This window comes from Arthrobacter sp. Y3221157, from assembly GCF_059089865.1.
In genome coordinates, this window is the sequence record NZ_JBNHFD010000028.1 from 1 (window position 1) to 17,396 (window position 17,396).

Sequence of the window (17,396 nt, forward strand, 5' to 3'; positions counted from 1 at the left end):
GGCGATACCGGCCTCATCACCGTCCGTGGCCGCCGCCTCCTGGGCCAGGCCGACGTGGTGGTTGCCGACCGCCTCGGCCCCCGCGAACTCCTCAACGAACTGGCCCCTGACGTCCGCGTCATCGAGGTCGGCAAGACGCCCGGCCACCACCCCGTGCCGCAGGCCGAAATCAACCGGATCCTCGTGGACGAGGCCCTGCAGGGCCACCGCGTGGTCCGGCTCAAGGGCGGCGACCCCTACGTGTTGGGCCGCGGCGGCGAGGAAGCCGAGTACTGCCGCCGGCACGGCGTCGAGGTCGAGGTCGTTTCCGGCGTAACCTCAGCGATCTCAGTCCCCGCCGCCGCGGGCATCCCGGTGACCCACCGCGGCCTGGCCAAGGGCTTCAGCGTGGTCACGGGCCACGAGGAACTGTCAGAGGTTCCGGCTCGCGCCGACCACACCATCGTCCTGCTCATGGGCGTAGGCCAGCTCCGCGAATCAGCGTCCGCGCTGGGCGAAGCCGGCCTGCCCGCCGGCACCCCCGTTGGTATTGTGGAGAACGGATACCTGCCGGACCAGCGCGTGACGATCGGCACGCTTGGTTCCATAGCTGACCAGGCCGAGGCCGCCGGCGTCGCGAATCCCGCAGTGATTGTCATCGGTGACGTGGTGCGCGTGAGCCCTTTCGCGCCGTCGCACTTCAAAACCGCTGACTACAGCACCACCACCCCGAACAAGCCCCGAGTCCTCACCTCCTAGCCGAACAAAAGGAACACAGCCGTGTCATCAAGCACCTCCGTAGGTTCTGCCGAACGTCCGCTGCGCGTTGCCGTCGTGGGCTCCGGCCCCGCCGGCGTCTACGCCGCGGACATCCTCACCAAGAGCGAAGCCGTCAAGAGCGGCGAGCTGACCGTGAGCATCGACCTCTTTGACCGCTACCCGGCACCCTACGGCCTGATCCGCTACGGCGTGGCCCCGGACCACCCCCGCATCAAGGGCATCGTCAATGCCCTGCACAAAGTCCTGGACCGCGGTGACATCCGCTTCTTCGGCAACGTGGACTACGGCACGGACCTCACCATCGAGGACCTGCGCACCCACTACGACGCCGTCATCTTCGCCACCGGCGCCATTAAGGACGCGGACCTGAACATTCCCGGCATCGAGCTTGAAGGTTCCTTTGGCGGCGCGGACTTCGTCTCCTGGTACGACGGCCACCCGGATGTCCCGCGCGAATGGCCGCTGGACGCTAAGGAGATCGCCGTCCTCGGTAACGGGAACGTGGCCCTGGACGTGGCCCGCGTCCTGTCCAAGCACGCCGACGACCTGCTCAGCACCGAGATCCCGGACAACGTCTACGCCGGCCTGAAGAATTCGCCCGTCACCGACGTGCACGTCTTCGGCCGCCGCGGCCCCGCCCAGGTCAAGTTCACCCCGCTGGAGCTGCGCGAACTGTCCCACTCCAAGGACGTGGACATCATCCTGTACCCGGAGGATTTCGAGTTCGACGAGGAATCGGACCGCCAGATCCAGACGAACAACCAGACCAAGACCATGGTGGGCACGCTCACCAACTGGATCGCCGAGCAGCCCGAGGACCTCTCCGAGCTGAAGGCCTCCCGCCGCCTGCACCTGCACTTCCTGCACAGCCCGGTGGAGATCTACGACGACGCCGAGACCCCGGGCAAGGTTGCCGGCATCAAGTTCGAGCGCACCGAACTGGACGGAACGGGCAACGCCCGCGGCACCGGCGAGTTCGTGGACTACCCGGTGCAGGCCGTGTACCGTGCCATTGGCTACTTCGGCTCCGCGCTGCCGGACGTTGAGTTCGACCACAAGAAGGGCGTTGTCACGAACGACGGCGGCCGCGTCCTGGATGCCGACGGCCAGCACGTGCCCGGCCTCTACGCCACCGGCTGGATCAAGCGCGGACCGGTGGGCCTGATCGGCCACACCAAGGGCGACGCCCTCGAGACCGTGACCTACCTGCTGGAAGACCGCGAGAACCTTCCGGTTGCCACCGTGCCTGCCGAGGACGCCGTCGTTGACCTCCTTGACGCCCGCGGCGTGAAGTTCACCAGCTGGGAAGGCTGGCTGGCGCTGGACGCCCACGAGCTCGCCCTGGGCGCCGCTGCCACCGAGGCCGGCGGCTCGCACGGCGTCGAGGTCAAGCGTGAGCGCATCAAGGTGGTGCCGCGCGAGGACATGGTGGAGATCTCCCGCGACGGCGTTGCCGCCCAGGTCTAGCCCAAAAGCAAAGGTGGGCCCACACCCGCAGGGTTCCCTGGCCGAGCTTGCGAGGCTAGGGTGCGGGTGGGGAGGTCATCCCGCGCCGGCCCGAAGGGCTTAGGCGCGGGGTGGCCTCCTTTTTGCTTAAGCCGCTACCGCCCCGCGCCGCCGGCCGCCATGAGCTCAAGGCGCCGGAGGGTTTCGCGGTTCCGGACGCCGATCATGGCGTCCCGCAGGAACTTGGGCATCAGCTTGCCGGGTCCCTTGATGGCGTCTTCGACGATGGTCACCTGGCACTGGTTGCCCCGCTCCTCAAGGGTGATCACCACCTTGGCCTCACCCATCGGCCAACCGCGAGCCACGAGCTCCAGCAACCGGCCGGGCTCGGAGTTCACCACCTTGCTGCTGTCGTTGATGACGAACGGCCAGGCACCCACGGAGTGGTGAAGCTGGGCGCCGGTCCGGGGCCACGCGTCATCCACTGCCCGGATCCTGGAGGCTCCCACCACCCATCCGGAATACAGCCAGCCATCGGAGAGGACGCGCCATACGTCGCCTGCGGGGGAGTTGAAGAGCTGGGACACGGTGGACATGGTCTTCCTTCCTTCTGCGGTGCCGGCGTGGTTGTTGCCAGGACGTCCGACGGCGGCGGGTGCCTTGCGCTGCGCGGTGCGGTAGGAGCGCTCGCGCAGCCGCCTGGTCCAAGCGTAGGTCTGCGACCCCGGCGGCGGGTTTTCCAGCGGGTTGAAGCGCAGGTTGGTGTCGCCGGGCCGGGCACCTGCATGGAGCCGGAGCTCGCCGCACTGGCGCCAGCGTCCCATCGGCCTTGCCCAGAACAAGCCCAGCACCCATTCACCCGAGGACAGCGAACCCGGCGGCAGGCTGATGGTGCGCAGGCCGAGCAGCACCGGGCCTTTCCGGCCGCGGTACGGCATGAGCGTGGTCATGGTGGCGCCGTCAACGTCGAGCCGGGGCTGCAGGAGGAACCGGCCGGGGACGCGCCAGCCGGTGGAGGCGAACAGGACATCCGCGCTGCCGCCGGGCACTCCACCGGCGGAAGGCCGGGCCCGGACAGCCAGCCCCAGGACGTCCGGCAGTGCCTGCGGAAGGCCGACTGACCGGGAAAACCTCGCCTCCACCGCGTCAGTGCCCGGAGAATCCAACCAGTCGAGGCCGCTTGGTTCGAAGGGATTGCCGGTCCGGTTCAGCTCGCCGGTCAGGCCCAGGCCCTTCGGGTGGATTGGCCGGTCCGGACGCGCCACCTTGAGCAGCCGGAACAGGCCGGCAAAGGACTGCCCCATCGCTTCGGTGAGGGGCGCTCCCAGGCCGCGGGCGCCGTCGTCGGCCGTCTGGTCCGTTGTCAGGTGCGTCATGTTTCCTTCCTACCCAAAACCGCGGAAACTACATGCGGCCGAAACGGGAGCGGATCAAGGCAAAGATGCCGTAGGCGATGAAGCCGGCTCCGATCGCAACCAGCAGGGTGGGGCCGAACGGGTGGTCGCGGAGGGCCTTGAGGCTGCCGTCCAGCCCCGTGGATTCCTCGGGACGGTGCTTCGCGGCGGCAATGACGAACAGAAGTCCGGTGAGGTTGAGGGCGGCGCCTTTGGCGATGTGCCCGATCACGCCGAGGCTGTCGATCAGCCGGCCGCGGCGCGTCCCATCGAAATGGAAGAGCTCCTCCTTGAACCCGCGCCGCGCGCCCTTGGACACGAAGTAGATGCCGATCCCGATGATCGTCAGCCCCAGGGCCACCAGCAGCCAGAGGCCCAGCGGGTTGGCCATCAGCGAGGCGCTGAAATCCCGGGCACTGTCCCCGGAGTCCCCGCGCAGCCCCACAGCGAAGCCGGCGAAGCTGAGCCCCACGCTGCCGTAGGCGATGGCCAGGAATCCCGACGAAACAAGCTTGGCCAAGCGCTCCTTGCGCGGCTTGCCCCGCATCCGGAGCGTGGCCTCGCTGGCCTGCCACAGCGACAGCCCGGCGCAGGCAGCAACGCAGGCCCACATCACAACCGGGCCCCAGGGGTTCGCCGCGAGCTGATCAATGGCACCGGTGGCATCCGCTTCACCCGGCTGCCCGAAGGCCACGGCGACGGCGATGGCCCCGACAATGACGTGGAGCAACGCCATGACAGCGAACCCGGCGCGCGCCAGGACATCCAGGGCCTTGTGGTTGGAAGCCTCCTCGACGGCGTCCGCCGCCTGGCTCAGCGTAGATTCCCCGTCCGACATGGATCAGCCGTTCATGGGCCCTTCGGCACGCAGCTTCTCCGCGCCCGGTCCCTCCACGTGGATGGTGCAGCGGACCACCAGCCGGCCGGGGGCGTTGCCCAGCTCCACCAGGGAATCGTCGCCACTCAACACAGTGAACACTTCCGAACCTGCAACGGCGCTGACGCCCTTGGCTTCCGCCGTCTCCCGCGCGTTGCGCAGGGCCTCGCGCTGGAGCCCGTCCACGTAGGTGCGGTCATCTTCCCGCGCCGGGTCCCCGAAGGCCCAGCCGAACAATGTTCCTGTGTTTCCCATGGCGACGATATTACGCGTTCCCGTGGCTGAAAGACGGGCTTTCGTAACATTAGTAAGTGTGCTTACCATAGGCGGACCATGACCTTGAGGGGACACGGAAATCGAAGTCCGCAGCAGCGGCATCCCGAAACCAGTTCAACGTTAGGAACGCACATCATGGCAGGAAATCTCATTGCCCGGTCGGTACACGATCTGACGGCAGCGGCGTGGTTCGGCGGTTCCCTGATGGGTGCCATCGGCCTCAACGGTGCAGCGGCGGAAGCCAGGGACCCCTCCGAACGGACCCGGCTCTCAAGCGCCGGCTGGATGAAGTGGGCCCCCATCCAGACCGCGGCGTTCGCCTCGCACCTGGTGGCTGACCTCGCCATCGCTTGGGAGAACAAGGGCCGCATCGCCAAACAGGAAGGCGTAGCGCGGGACACCGCCATCAAGACGGCCGTGACGGTGGCCGGCGCGGCGGTAACCCTGTACTCGGGCATCCTGGGCAAGAAGGTGGAAAAGCTCGCCGACGAGGGTTCCGAGGGTGCCACCGAGCCACGGGCGGGTGCCTCCGAGGAACTGCAGGCGGCCCAGCAGCAGCTCAAGGCGCTCCAGTGGGTCATCCCCGCATTCGCCGGCCTGGTAATCATTCTTGGCGCCAAGCACGGTGAGATGCAGCGTCCCAAGAACGTGTTTGTGGGTCTGCGCTCCTAGCCGTCTTTCGCTGCCTGGGCAGCGGCAAGGCGGAACACACGACGGCGGTCCGGCACCCAGGTGCCGGACCGCCGTCGTGCGTCTGCCTGGTGGAGTTTTTGTCCAGATATGGAGGCCAAAAACGCACTTCAAGTCCCCATACCTGGACAAAAACTCGAAGGGTTATTAGACCGGTTTGGTGCCTGCCGCCGGCAGGTCCGGATTCATGTCCTCGAGGTTCGGGTCCTCGGCCGTCCACACCTGGATGATGGCCCATACGACGGCGGCCAGCGGGACGGACAACACCGCACCCACGATTCCTGCAAGGATTGTGCCAGCGGTCAGTGCCATCAGGATGACCAGCGCATGGAGCTTCAGGGCGTTGCCCATGACGATGGGCTGCAGCAGGTCGCCCTCCAGCTGGTTGACCGCGATGACCACTGCCACCACGATCAGCGCCACCACAGGGCCGTTCGCCACCAGGGCCACCAGGGCGGCCAGGATTCCGGCCACGGTGGCGCCCACCAGCGGAATGAAGGCGCCGATGAACACGATGATCGCCAGCGGGAACGCCAGCGGAACCTGCATGATCAACAGGGCGGCGCCGATGGCGACCGTGTCCACGAGGGCCACGATCGCGGTGCCGCGGACATAGCCGCCCAGGACCTCAAGGGTGCGGCGGCCCACCCGGCGCAGCTTGGCTTCGCGCTGCCCGCTGAAGGGGCGGAGCAGGAAGTTCCAGATCTTGGCGCCGTCCTTGAGGAAGAAAAACAGGATGACCACCATCAGGGCGGACCCGGCGAGGAATTCCGTGACCACGGAGAGTCCGGTGATCGCGCCTGAACGGGCCTGGCTGCTGGTGGCGAAGTCAATGATGCCCTGCCGCGCCTGGTTCAGCTGCTCCTGGTCAATGGGGATGGGGCCGGTGCGGAGGAAGTTCTCCAGTTCGTCCAGGCCGGACGATGCCTGGGCTGCCAGCTCGCCCCACTGGTTCCGGACCGAGAAGTAGATCACCGTGAAAACGCCGCCCAGCAGCAGGAGGAGCCCGATGAAGGCGATGCCGGTGGCCAGCCCGCCCCGCATGCCGCGGCGCCGGAGCATGTTGACGAACGGGCCGATGGCCGCGGCCAGGATCAGTGCGATCAGGACCGGGATCACCAGGAGCTTGATCTGCATCAGGCCATAGACGGACACCACGGCCACCGTCAGGATCAGCAGGATCTGGGCTGAGCGGATGCCCACGCGTCCCAGTCCGTCAGCCCATAAGGCGCCGGCCGGCTTGGTTTCGCCCTGTTTCCCGCCCCGCTGCAGGGCGGACTTTCCAAGGGGTTGGCCCTGCCGGGGTGCACCTTCCGCGGTCGCGGCCTCCGTGCCCGGTTTCGACTGTTCGGGCTCGTTGCCCAGCTCGTGTTCGGTCAGGCGTGTTGATCGCGCCACGGGAACTCCTCATCATCGGCGGCGCCCGCCCGCGGGCGCGGGCAGGCTTACTACCTACGTCAGATAGTAAGCCTACTGACTGACTAGGCGCCGAGCCACTCTGCGCAGGAGTTCAGGTTTCTGTTGACCGTTGCGACGGCGGCCTCTTCGTCGTGCCGTTCGATGGCCCGCAGCAGGACTTCGTGGCCCTCCAGCGGCAGCCCCTCGAATCCCGGCCGGGCCTGCTGGGTCAGGAGATCCCGGTGGAGCGCGGGCCCGAAACTGATGTAGAGCTCGTGCAGCAGGGGGTTGCCGGAGGCCTGCGCCACCCGTTCATGGAAGCCCCAGTCCGCCCGCGCCCAGGTGTCATAGTCGCCGGCGTGCCAGGCCTGGTCCCGGGTGGCGAGCAGCCCGCGCAGGGCCGTTACGTCGTCGGCGGTGGCGTTCCGGGCCGCGAGCCGCGCCGCCTGCGTGTCCAGCCCCATCCGGACCTCCAGGATGTGCTGCTCGGTGTGGTCCTGGTACATCCGGCGGGCGGCGCCGGAGATTTCGCTGGTGGCGCGGACATAGGTGCCGTCGCCGCGGCGGACCTCCAGCATGCCGCTGTGGGCCAGGGCCTTGATGGCCTCGCGCAGGGTGCCGCGGGAAACGCCTAACCCGGCGATCAGCTCGGTTTCGGACGGGATGCGCTGGTTCAGGGGCCACTCGCCGGAGTGCACCATGGACCGCAGCTTGGCGGTCACTTCGTCGGCCAGCGGCGCGCGGGTGGAGGGGCTCAGTGCCATGGCGTCCTACTTTATCCTCTGCTTGCCGGTCATTGCCGGGCCGGTGACCAGGTGCGCCACCACAACCTGGACCAGCGCCAGGGCCAGGAGCAACGAGAGGGGCAGGGTCCAGCTGCCGGTTGCGCCGTGCAGCAGCCCCATGCCGAAGGGGCCCACGGTCGCCAGCAGGTAGCCGGTGGACTGGGCGAGGGTGGACAGCGCAGTGGTCTCGGCGGTGCTCGAGCCGCTGCGGCTGATCATCACCATCACCAGCGGGAAGATTCCCAGGCCGAAACCGACCAGGATCGCCGAGACGAAGGCAAGCTCCACGGGCAGCGCCAGGAGTGCTACGAGGCCCAGGACCATGACGATGCTGACCAGGTAGAACGCCGGGCGCAGCATCCTGGGCCGGGAACCGATGGCGATCAGGGCCATGCCGGCCGGTACCGAAACGAGCTGCATCAGCCCGAACATCAGGCCGCTGTCCGTCGCGCTAAGGCCCAGGGTGGTGAGCATGTAGGGGTACCAGCTCATCAGGGCGTACGCGAGCAGGGCTTGGAGGGTGAAGATTGCCGTGAGGAGCAGGCCCTTGCGGGTGCGCAACAGCGGCCAGGGTGTTACCGGCCCGCCGGTGGCACGGCGGCTGTTGCGGTGGGCGTGCAGCGCCACCGGCAGGAAGCCCAGGAAAGCAGCGACGGCGGTGATCCCGATAGCTCCGACGGCGGCGGACGGTGAGCCGAGGGACTGCGCCAGCGGGACCACCGCCACGGAGGTCACGGTTGCCCCGGTGGTCATGGTCACGGTGTACAGGCCTGTCATCAGCGAGGTCCGGGAAGCAAAGTGTTCGCGGATGAAGGACGGCATGGCCACGTTGCAGACCGCCAGCCCGGACATGCCCAGCACGCTGCCGGCCAGCAGCATCCCGGTGGCCGGAATGCTGCGCAGCAGGAGCCCGCCGGCGAGCAGGGCCAGGGCCAGGAGGATGGCCTTCTCGACGCCCAGCCGCCCGGTCAGCCAGGACGTTCCGGCGCCGGCCAAGGCAAAGCAGAGGGTGGGGATGGACGGAATGACGGCCGCCACCAGCGCGCCGTATCCGAGTACCGCCTGCAGGTCGTGGAGCAGGGCCGACGCCCCGGTGATGCCCGCGCGCAGGTTCAGTCCGATCAGCACCAGCGCTATGACGCCGAAGACGACGGCGGAGCGTGGCCGGGCCTGGACGGCTGCCACCGGGTACGCCGCAAGAGCTGGTGCGGCCGCCGTGACCGGAACAGAAGCCGCAGCGCGCGCAGGGGCCGGCGCGGCAGGAGCGGGGCAGGGCGTGGGCGCGAGGGCGGAAGGGGGTGGAGTTGCGGGCATACGTCCAGAGTAAACGTTAGACGTTTGATGTCTAGGGTTTTGTGGGCAAGCTCTCCCGGCCGTGCAGCAGCAGGTCATAGACTGCCTAAGCCGGGTGTGAACCACCCCGACTACGCAATGCAGCGGACGTGGAAGGACGGTTGTGGAGGCTTCCCAGGGACTCGAGGTCGAGAAGAAATACGACGTCGGCAAGGACGCCACGGTGCCGCCGCTGGATGGCCTGCCGGGTGTGGCGCGCGTGGACGAGCCGCATACCGCCAAGCTGGAAGCCGTGTACTTCGATACCCCAGACCACACGCTGGCCTCCCGCCGCATCACCCTCCGCCGCCGGACCGGCGGAAGTGATGCCGGCTGGCACCTGAAGCTGCCGCCCCAAGCAGCCGGGACCGGGGACACCGAACCCCAGCAGCGCCGCGAGCTGCACGCCCCGCTGGGCCAGGCCGACGTCGTGCCCGATACCCTCCTGGACCGTGTCCAGGCATACCTCCGCGGGGCCGAACTGGTTCCGGTGGTCAAGCTGCGCACCAGGCGGACGACCCACGCCCTCTACGGGGACGACGGCGTCCATCTGGCCGACCTGGCGGACGACCGGGTTACGGCGGAACGGCTGCCGGGTCCGGACGGAACTGATAGCGGGCACAAACAGCAGTGGCGGGAATGGGAGCTGGAACTCGTCAACGGCGACGCCAGCCTCTTCGCCCCCGCCGAGCAGCTGCTGGTGGGGGCCGGAGCCCGCCCGGCGGCCCACGCCTCGAAGCTGGCCAAGGCGCTTGGCGCACCGGCCGGGGACCAGGACGACGCCGATGCCGCCCCCGACGAAGCCATCCCCGCCCTGCCGGCCGGCAAGAAGTCGCCGGCTGCCGCCGTCGTCACCGTTTATGCTGCAGCCCAGATCAAGGAGCTCCTTGCCCAGGACGCCGCCATCAGGCTCGAAGAGCCGGAGGCAGTACATGACATGCGCTCCGCCACGCGCCGGCTCCGCTCCGTCCTGGCTGGCTACCGCAAGCTGTACAGGGCAGTGCCTCTACGCCGGTTGCGGGACGAACTCAAATGGCTGGGCCAGCTCCTGGGCGAGCCGCGGGACGCCGAGGTATTGCAGGCCCGGCTCCGCAGGCACCTTGATGACCTGGGACAGGACCCCGGCGCGGACGCCGCCCGGGACCGGGTGGAGCGCCAGACCGGTGCCGCGTACGACGCCGGATACCGCCGGCTCCAGGAGGCCCTGCGCACCGACCGCTACTTCCGGCTGCTGGACAGCCTGGAGGAGTTCCGAGACAACCCGCCCGTCCGCGCGGAAACGGTGGCGCCCGGACGCCGTGCGGCTGCGAAGGCGGTGGACAGGGCGGCGAAAAAGCTCAGGCGCTCCCACCGGGCGGCTGTCCGCGCCCGCCGCGGTACAGACCATGAGAACGCCCTCCACAGGGTGCGCAAGGATGCCAAAAAGCTTCGGCATGTGGCGGAGTCCGCCGCCCTGGTCAAAGGGAAGCGGGCCCGCAAGGTGGCGAAGGCAGCCCACCGGCAACAGAAGATCCTGGGCGACTACCACGATGCCGTGGTGGCCCGCGACCTGCTGGCGGGCCTGGGCTCGGACCGGGACCGGCCGCCCGTCAGTGAAACCTACGCCGCCCTGCTGCAGCGGCAGGAGGAACTGATGGCCGCCGCCGAGGCCAAGTACCGGAAGGCCCGCAAGAAGTCCCGGGACCTGCTGCGGGGCGGGGTCATCTGAGGCGGGGGATGCAGCCTATTTGCCCTGCCGCGCGGACAGCCGCGCGACAGCCAGCGCCAGCCACAGCTGCACCCGGTCCGGGGTCACGGCGGGATCGTATCCGGTCAGCTCGGTGATCTGGGCCAGCCGGTACCGGACCGTGTTGCGGTGCAGCGTCAGCTGCTCGGCGACGGCGGCCACCGAACCGTTGTTGTTCAGGTAGCTTTCCAGCGTGGTCATCAGCTCCGCGCCATGGGCGGCGTCGAACGCCCGGAGCGGGTTCAGGGACTCATGCGCCATGTCAGCCAGCGGCACGTCCTCACTGGCCAGCAGCAGCGAGGTCAGGCTCAACCTCTCCGGCTCATTGACCGGCAGGCCGTGGCTCGCCGCATCCCGCGCCTCGAAATAGCTCCAACGCAAGCCGTTCGGCTTGGTGTAGGCCCCACCGATGCCGATGGTGGCGTGGATGCCCGCCTCCGCCAGATGGTCGCTGAGCTTCCGCGCCAAAGCCGGCGCCGCCGCGCCATCGTCATTGACCACTAGTACCAGGTCCTTGCCCACGACGGCGGCCACCGAGTTCTCGAGTTCCCGCGGCACCGCGGTGCGGCCCAAGGCCTTGTTGTGCGCGGCGGAGACCGCCAGCAGCACCACGTTCTTCCGGGTGCTGTTGATGCCCACGCCGGCCAGGCGGCGTTGGGCCTCGCTCGTCTCCAGGGCGCCGTGGATGACGTCCTCGAGCACCTGGCCGCACAGGGCGCGCTGGGCCTGGCGCTGCTTGACCATGTTGTTCAGCTCCACGCTGATCAGGTTCTGGGCGTAACCGATGATGCCGGAGTCCTCGAACGGCTGCCGGACCCAGAGGGTGCAGGCGTCCCGCCGGCCGGTGGGGATCGGATAGGTGGACCAGGAATCCGCGGACGGGGCTGCGCTGCTGCTGTTGTACAGCTGCGCCGTGAACTGGGTCAGCGCGATATCGGTGCGCAGCATGCTGCCCAGCTGCTTGAGGAGTTCGGCCAGCCCGCCGCCGGTGAGCAGGGCGCGGGCCAGGACCTGGTGGCCCGCGATCAGGCGCTCCAGCTTGGCGTAGTGGTCCGCGGACTGGGCATCGGCCACGAGTTTGGTGATGGCGATGAAGGGCGTCTCGTAGGGGACTTCCACCACGGGCAGGGCCCACCGGTTGGCCTCGGCCAGCAACGCCGGCGGCACCGCCTCATGCGAAAGCCCGACGCCGAACCCAATGCCCACCGCGCCCGCCCGCTGCACCTGGCGGACAAAGCGCCGCTGCTCCGGCGCGGACTTCAGCCGCAGGCCGGTAGTCAGGATCAGCTCGCCGCCGTTGAGGAACCGCTGCGGGTCCTCCAGCTCCGTGACCGCCACCCAGTTGATGTCCTGGTGCCAGGTGGTCTCGGCGACTCCCGCCTTGGACAGCTTGAGGGAGTTCACGCCCAGCAGGGCAGCGAGCGAAATGGCCATGGATCAAGGATAAACGCCTGCTGGACAACCGCACTAAACACCGCGCCGAAGGGTGTGCAGGTGGCTATTCACTGCGCTGGGGTGCTGGCATAGGCTCAAACCAGTTCCATCCATCCGCCTGTCGCTGATGGCCGCTCAGAGAAGAGGTTGCACACCGTGGTCCAAACCTTGCAGAACTTCATTAACGGTGAGTTCGTCACGCCCGCCGGCACCGGCCGGCTGGACATCATCAACCCCACAAACGGGGAAGTGGTGGCGCAGTCACCCATCTCGGTGCAGGCCGACGTGGACGCCGCCATGGCCGCTGCGCAGGACGCTTTCAAAACCTGGAAGCACGTCACCCCGGGCCAGCGGCAGCTCATGCTGCTCAAGCTGGCTGACGCCGTCGAGGCCAACAGCGACGAACTGGTTGAAGCCCAGCACCGCAACACCGGCCAGGTGCGCTCGCTGATCGCTTCCGAGGAAGTGGCCGCCGGTGCCGACCAGCTCCGCTTCTTCGCCGGCGCGGCCCGCATCCTTGAGGGCAAGTCAGCGGGCGAGTACTTCGAGGGCCACACCTCCTACGTCCGCCGCGAACCCATCGGCGTGGTGGCCCAGGTGGCCCCCTGGAACTACCCGTTCCTGATGGCCATCTGGAAGATCGGGCCCGCGCTGGCCGCCGGCAACACCGTTGTCCTCAAGCCCTCGGACACCACCCCGGAATCCACCCTGGTCCTGGCCCGCCTCGCCAAGGACATCTTCCCCGCCGGCGTCCTGAACGTCATCCTGGGCACGGGTGAAACCGGCGCCATGATGGTGGACCACCAGGTCCCCGGCCTGGTGTCCATCACCGGTTCCGTCCGGGCAGGCATCGCAGTGGCCTCCGGCGCGGCCAAGAGCCTCAAGCGCGCCCACCTGGAGCTCGGCGGCAAGGCTCCGGCCATCGTCTTCAAGGACGCCGACATCAAGAAGAGCGCCGCCGCCATCGCCGAATTCGCCTTCTTCAACGCCGGCCAGGACTGCACCGCCATCACCCGCGTGCTGGTGGAGGATTCGGTGCACGACGACGTCGTGGCTGCCATGGTGGAACACACCCGGACCCTGCACACCGGTTCGCAGAATGACGAAGACAACTACTTCGGCCCGCTGAACAACGTCAACCACTTCAACGCCGTGACGTCCGTGGTGGAAAACCTGCCCGCCAACTGCCGGATCGAAACCGGCGGCCACCGGGCGGGGGAGAAGGGCTACTTCTTCGAGCCCACCATCATCACCGGCGCCAAGCAGACCGACGACGTGGTCCAGAAGGAGACCTTCGGCCCCGTCATCACCGTGCAGAAGTTCAGCACCGAGGAAGAAGCCGTTGAACTGGCCAACGGCGTGGAATACGCCCTGGCCTCCAGCGTCTGGACCAGCAACCACGGCACCGCCATGCGCCTCAGCCGCGACCTGGACTTCGGCGCCGTCTGGATCAACACGCACATCCTCCTCACCGCCGAAATGCCCCACGGCGGCTTCAAGCAGTCCGGCTACGGCAAGGACCTCTCCATGTACGGCGTGGAGGACTACACCCGCATCAAGCACGTCATGAGCGCGCTCGACGCCTAGTCCCCACCGGCCCCCTAACCTCGCTTCGCTTCGGCCAGGGAACCCTGCCGGCGTGGGCCCATTTAGTAAAGAAAGAACCCCAATGACCGCAACAGCATCAGAAATCACCTACCGGCTGGAGCAGAAGCGCAGCGTCCAGGCCGACTTCCCCGGCCCCAAGTCCGCTGCCCTGGCCGAACGCCGCAAGTCGGTGGTGGCTGCAGGCGTCGCCTCCGGCGTTCCGGTTTACGTTGCCGACGCGGACGGCGGCATCATCAAGGACGTGGACGGCAACTCGTTCATCGACCTCGGCTCGGGCATTGCGGTGACCAGCGTGGGCGCGTCCGATCCCGCCGTCGTCGGTGCTGTCAAGGAAGCCGTGGAGCACTTTACCCACACCTGTTTCATGGTGACCCCCTACGAAGGCTATGTGGCTGTCGCCGAGCAGCTGAACCGGCTCACCCCCGGCGACCACGAAAAGCGCACCGTGCTCTTCAACTCCGGTGCTGAAGCCGTGGAAAACGCCATCAAGGTGGCACGCCTCGCCACCGGGCGCGACGCCGTCGTTGCCTTCGACCACGCCTACCACGGCCGCACCAACCTCACCATGGCGCTGACCGCCAAGGCCATGCCGTACAAGACCAACTTCGGCCCGTTCGCGCCCGAGGTCTACCGCATGCCCATGAGCTACCCGTACCGCGAGGAAAACCCCGCCATCACGGGCGCCGAGGCAGCCAAGCGCGCCATCACCATGATCGAGAAGCAGATCGGCGGGGACCAGGTTGCCGCGATCATCATCGAACCGATCCAGGGCGAGGGCGGCTTCATCGTTCCGGCTGAGGGCTTCCTCCCGGCGCTGGCCGCCTGGGCCAAGGAAAAGGGCATCGTCTTCATTGCGGACGAGGTGCAGTCCGGATTCTGCCGCACGGGCGAATGGTTCGCCGTCAACCACGAGGGCGTCGTCCCGGACATCATGACCATGGCCAAGGGCATCGCCGGCGGCATGCCGCTGTCCGCCATCACCGGCCGCGCGGACCTGCTCGACGCCGTCCACCCCGGCGGCCTTGGCGGCACGTACGGCGGCAACCCGGTGGCCTGCGCGGCAGCGCTGGCTTCCATCGGTTCAATGGAGGAGTACGACCTGGCCGGCCGCGCCCGCCACATCGAATCCCTCGCCACCAGCCGTCTCCGCGAGCTGCAGGCTGAACTCGCCGACGCCGGAACCGCCGTGATCGGCGACGTCCGCGGCCGCGGGGCCATGCTGGCCATCGAACTGGTCCAGGCCGGTTCGAAGGAACCCAACCCGGAGCTGACCAAGGCTGTTGCCGCCGCCTGCCTCAAGGGGGGCGTCATCATCCTCACCTGCGGCACCTACGGCAACGTCATCCGGCTGCTCCCGCCGCTGGTCATCACTGACGGGCTCCTGAACGACGGCCTGGACGTCCTGGCCGCCGCCATCAAGGCGAACGCTTAACCGGAACGACTCCCTCCGGCAACGCCGGGAAGGCGGGCCCAGTTCTTGTGAACCGGGCCCGCCTTCCTTGGTTAACGGTGTGCCTTCGCGGCGGTGCGGAGGGCGGCCTTGCGGGCCACGGAATTCCTGCGGGCGTTGCGCAGCATGTCTACCGTCAGCACCAGAAGGGCCAGCCACACCACACCGAAACCGATCCAGCGTTCCAGGGTCATGGCCTCGCGGAACACCAGCAGCGCCACGATGAACTGCAGCAGCGGAGCGAAATACTGCAGCAGGCCGATGGTGGTCATCGGCAGCCGCCGGGCGGAGGCGCCGAAGAAGAGCAGCGGGACGGCGGTGATCACGCCGGAAGCCAGCAGCAGCCAGAAGTGGCCGGGGCCCTGGGTAGTGAGGGTGGCCACCCCGGCCACGCCGAGGTAGACCATCGTCGCCGCTGCGACCGGTGCCAGCACCATCGTCTCCACGCTGAGGCTGGTCACAGCGTCCACCCTGGAGCCCACGCGCTTCTTCACGAAGCCGTAGAGGCCGAAGCTGAAGGCCAGCGTGAGGGCAATCCACGGCAGCTTGCCGTAGGAGTAGGTGAGCACCCCCACCGCCACGAAACCGATGCCCACGGCGGCCCACTGCAACGGGCGCAGCCTCTCCTTGAGGACCAGGACGCCCAGGAGGACCGAGACCAGCGGATTGATGAAGTACCCCAGCGAGGTTTCCACGGCCTGGTTGGTGGTCACGCCGTAGGTATAGGTCAGCCAGTTGACGGCGATGAGGAGTGCCGCGAGGGCCAGGCTGCCGAAGACTGCCCGGTTCCGGAAAGCCGCAATGAGGGCCGGCCAGGCGCGCGTGACGGTGATCAGCAGGGCGCAGAACAGCAGCGACCACACCACCCGGTTGGCAACGATTTCGACGGCACCGGCCGGCTGGAGCACGAAGAAGTACAGGGGGAGCAGCCCCCACAGCCCGTAGGCGCCGACGCCAAAGAGGATTCCCGCCGTCGTGTCTTTGTCCACTGCCTTCGGTGGCCCGGGAGGAGTGCGCCCTCCTGGCCCCGCCGAAGCGCGCCGGGCCGGGGATGTGGCGGCGGGGGAAGAGAGGCTGGCGGACTGGGCTCCATCGGGGATTGGCACGACACCCATAACACCAGCCTCCGGCAAGGTATTCCAAGCATTCGGGCGGGAAAACACAAAATAGTCAGTAGGCTTGCTTTTATGACTTGTGCCGAACTGCCGGAGTCCGCCCCATGAGGCTCCGGCGCAGCAACGCCTCGGGCCGGGGGTACCGTCGGATACCGGCAGGAAAAGGGTTTAGCTACCGGGACCTGAATGGCTCCACCGTGCCCGCTGGGCCGGTTCGGGAACGGCTGGAGAGCATCGGGATTCCCCCGGCCTGGACCGACGTCTGGATCGCCCCGTTCGAAAACGGGCACATCCAGGCCACCGGCGTGGACGCCGTGGGCAGGCGCCAGTACATCTACCATCCCGAGTGGCGCGCGCGGAAGGACCGGCTGAAGTTTGACCGGTCCCTTCAGCTGGCGGAGTCGCTGCCGACTGCCCGCCGCCGGGTGACCATGGACCTGCGCAGCGAAGGATTCACCCATGACCGCGTCCTGGCCGGGGCGTTCCGCATGCTGGACAGCGGCTCCTTGCGGGTGGGGTCGGAGCGGTACACGAACGAAAACGGCAGCCGCGGCCTGGCGACCCTCCTGTGCGCGCACGTCCAGGTACGGAAGGACCGCATTCTGCTCCGGTTCCCCGGAAAAAGCGGCAAGGACTGGGAATCCGAAATGCGGGACCCCGACCTTGCCGTCCTGCTGCGCCTGCTCAAGCGCCGGGGACCCAACGCCAGGCTCCTGGCCTACAAGATTGGCCGGACCTGGCACCCGGTGACGAGCGCTGAGATCAACGCCTACGTGAAGGAGCGGACGGGCTCGGACTTCACGGCCAAGGACTTCCGGACCCTGCGCGGTACTGTTGCGGCAGCCGTCAGCCTCGCCCGCACCGGCCCCCAGCGGACTGTTGCCAAGCGGAAGCGGGCTATCAGCCGCGCCATGATGGACGCCGCCGAAGTACTGGGGAACACGCCGTCGATCGCCCGGAAGAGCTATGTTGACCCGCGCGTGGTGGACCACTACAACGACGGCGAAACCATCGATCCCAAGCGGACGGATTCCGCGGAGGCGGAGCTCCGGGCACTGCTTTACCGCGAAGGCAAGTTGGTCCCGCTGGCCAAAAGCGGCTGAGGC

The 17,396-nt window shown here is 68.0% G+C and carries 15 protein-coding genes; 7 read left to right on the forward strand and 8 right to left on the reverse strand.

All coding sequences use genetic code 11. The annotated features are described in order from the left end of the window. Positions 1-738, forward strand: a 738-nt coding sequence (cobA, locus tag AC5RTT_RS09640; RefSeq protein WP_494145005.1) for a uroporphyrinogen-III C-methyltransferase, incomplete at its 5' end; no start/stop codon positions are given. Positions 739-759: 21 nt separating this feature from the next. Further along, a complete protein-coding gene (locus tag AC5RTT_RS09645; protein ID WP_494145006.1) occupies positions 760-2,226 on the forward strand; it encodes an FAD-dependent oxidoreductase in 1,467 nt (488 codons plus the stop codon). A 134-nt stretch (positions 2,227-2,360) separates the two neighbouring features. Here the strand turns inward: AC5RTT_RS09645 and AC5RTT_RS09650 are convergent, their stop codons facing one another. From AC5RTT_RS09650 to AC5RTT_RS09660, 3 genes are read right to left on the reverse strand one after another with little or no spacing between them, the layout of a single operon-like run. After that, a complete protein-coding gene (locus AC5RTT_RS09650) occupies positions 2,361-3,581 on the reverse strand; it encodes an SRPBCC family protein (RefSeq protein WP_494145007.1) in 1,221 nt (406 codons plus the stop codon). A gap of 28 nt (positions 3,582-3,609) precedes the next feature. After that, a complete protein-coding gene (locus AC5RTT_RS09655; protein ID WP_494145008.1) occupies positions 3,610-4,437 on the reverse strand; it encodes a DUF1206 domain-containing protein in 828 nt (275 codons plus the stop codon). Positions 4,438-4,440: 3 nt separating this feature from the next. Next, positions 4,441-4,731, reverse strand: coding sequence for a hypothetical protein (locus AC5RTT_RS09660; RefSeq protein ID WP_494010306.1), 291 nt, complete (start codon positions 4,729-4,731; stop codon positions 4,441-4,443). Positions 4,732-4,887: 156 nt separating this feature from the next. Between AC5RTT_RS09660 and AC5RTT_RS09665 the strand changes: the two genes are divergently transcribed. Next, positions 4,888-5,424, forward strand: a complete 537-nt coding sequence (locus AC5RTT_RS09665) for a hypothetical protein (RefSeq protein ID WP_494010307.1) — start codon at positions 4,888-4,890, stop codon at positions 5,422-5,424. Positions 5,425-5,589: 165 nt separating this feature from the next. On the opposite strand, the gene AC5RTT_RS09670 is transcribed toward AC5RTT_RS09665, so the two are convergent. The 3 genes from AC5RTT_RS09670 to AC5RTT_RS09680 form a co-directional block, all read right to left on the reverse strand. Beyond that, positions 5,590-6,840 carry an AI-2E family transporter gene (locus AC5RTT_RS09670; protein ID WP_494145009.1) on the reverse strand — a complete coding sequence of 417 codons (1,251 nt, stop codon included), beginning with the start codon at positions 6,838-6,840 and terminating at the stop codon, positions 5,590-5,592. An 83-nt stretch (positions 6,841-6,923) separates the two neighbouring features. Beyond that, on the reverse strand, positions 6,924-7,604 hold the full coding sequence (locus tag AC5RTT_RS09675) for a FadR/GntR family transcriptional regulator (protein WP_494145010.1): 681 nt from the start codon (positions 7,602-7,604) through the stop codon (positions 6,924-6,926). A 6-nt stretch (positions 7,605-7,610) separates the two neighbouring features. Further along, positions 7,611-8,939 carry an MFS transporter gene (locus AC5RTT_RS09680; RefSeq protein ID WP_494145011.1) on the reverse strand — a complete coding sequence of 443 codons (1,329 nt, stop codon included), beginning with the start codon at positions 8,937-8,939 and terminating at the stop codon, positions 7,611-7,613. 142 nt (positions 8,940-9,081) lie between these two features. Here AC5RTT_RS09680 and AC5RTT_RS09685 point away from each other — a divergent pair, with 142 nt between their 5' ends. After that, the gene (locus AC5RTT_RS09685) at positions 9,082-10,665 is read left to right on the forward strand and encodes a CYTH and CHAD domain-containing protein (RefSeq protein WP_494145012.1); all 1,584 of its coding nucleotides are present in this window, start codon (positions 9,082-9,084) and stop codon (positions 10,663-10,665) included. A 15-nt stretch (positions 10,666-10,680) separates the two neighbouring features. On the opposite strand, the gene AC5RTT_RS09690 is transcribed toward AC5RTT_RS09685, so the two are convergent. Continuing rightward, a complete protein-coding gene (locus tag AC5RTT_RS09690) occupies positions 10,681-12,117 on the reverse strand; it encodes a PucR family transcriptional regulator (protein WP_494145013.1) in 1,437 nt (478 codons plus the stop codon). A 156-nt stretch (positions 12,118-12,273) separates the two neighbouring features. On the opposite strand from AC5RTT_RS09690, the gene AC5RTT_RS09695 reads away from it, so the two are divergent. Both AC5RTT_RS09695 and gabT read left to right on the forward strand, forming a co-directional pair. Beyond that, entirely contained in the window at positions 12,274-13,704 is a 1,431-nt protein-coding gene (locus AC5RTT_RS09695) for an aminobutyraldehyde dehydrogenase (RefSeq protein ID WP_494010312.1), read from the forward strand. Positions 13,705-13,786: 82 nt separating this feature from the next. Continuing rightward, positions 13,787-15,157: a 4-aminobutyrate--2-oxoglutarate transaminase gene (gene gabT / locus AC5RTT_RS09700; RefSeq protein ID WP_494145014.1), complete on the forward strand. Its 1,371-nt coding sequence runs from the start codon at positions 13,787-13,789 to the stop codon at positions 15,155-15,157. A gap of 71 nt (positions 15,158-15,228) precedes the next feature. On the opposite strand, the gene rarD is transcribed toward gabT, so the two are convergent. Continuing rightward, on the reverse strand, positions 15,229-16,290 hold the full coding sequence (gene rarD / locus AC5RTT_RS09705) for an EamA family transporter RarD (RefSeq protein ID WP_494145015.1): 1,062 nt from the start codon (positions 16,288-16,290) through the stop codon (positions 15,229-15,231). Positions 16,291-16,394: 104 nt separating this feature from the next. Here rarD and AC5RTT_RS09710 point away from each other — a divergent pair, with 104 nt between their 5' ends. Beyond that, a complete protein-coding gene (locus tag AC5RTT_RS09710; RefSeq protein WP_494102887.1) occupies positions 16,395-17,393 on the forward strand; it encodes a DNA topoisomerase IB in 999 nt (332 codons plus the stop codon). The last annotated feature ends 3 nt before the right edge of the window (positions 17,394-17,396 follow it).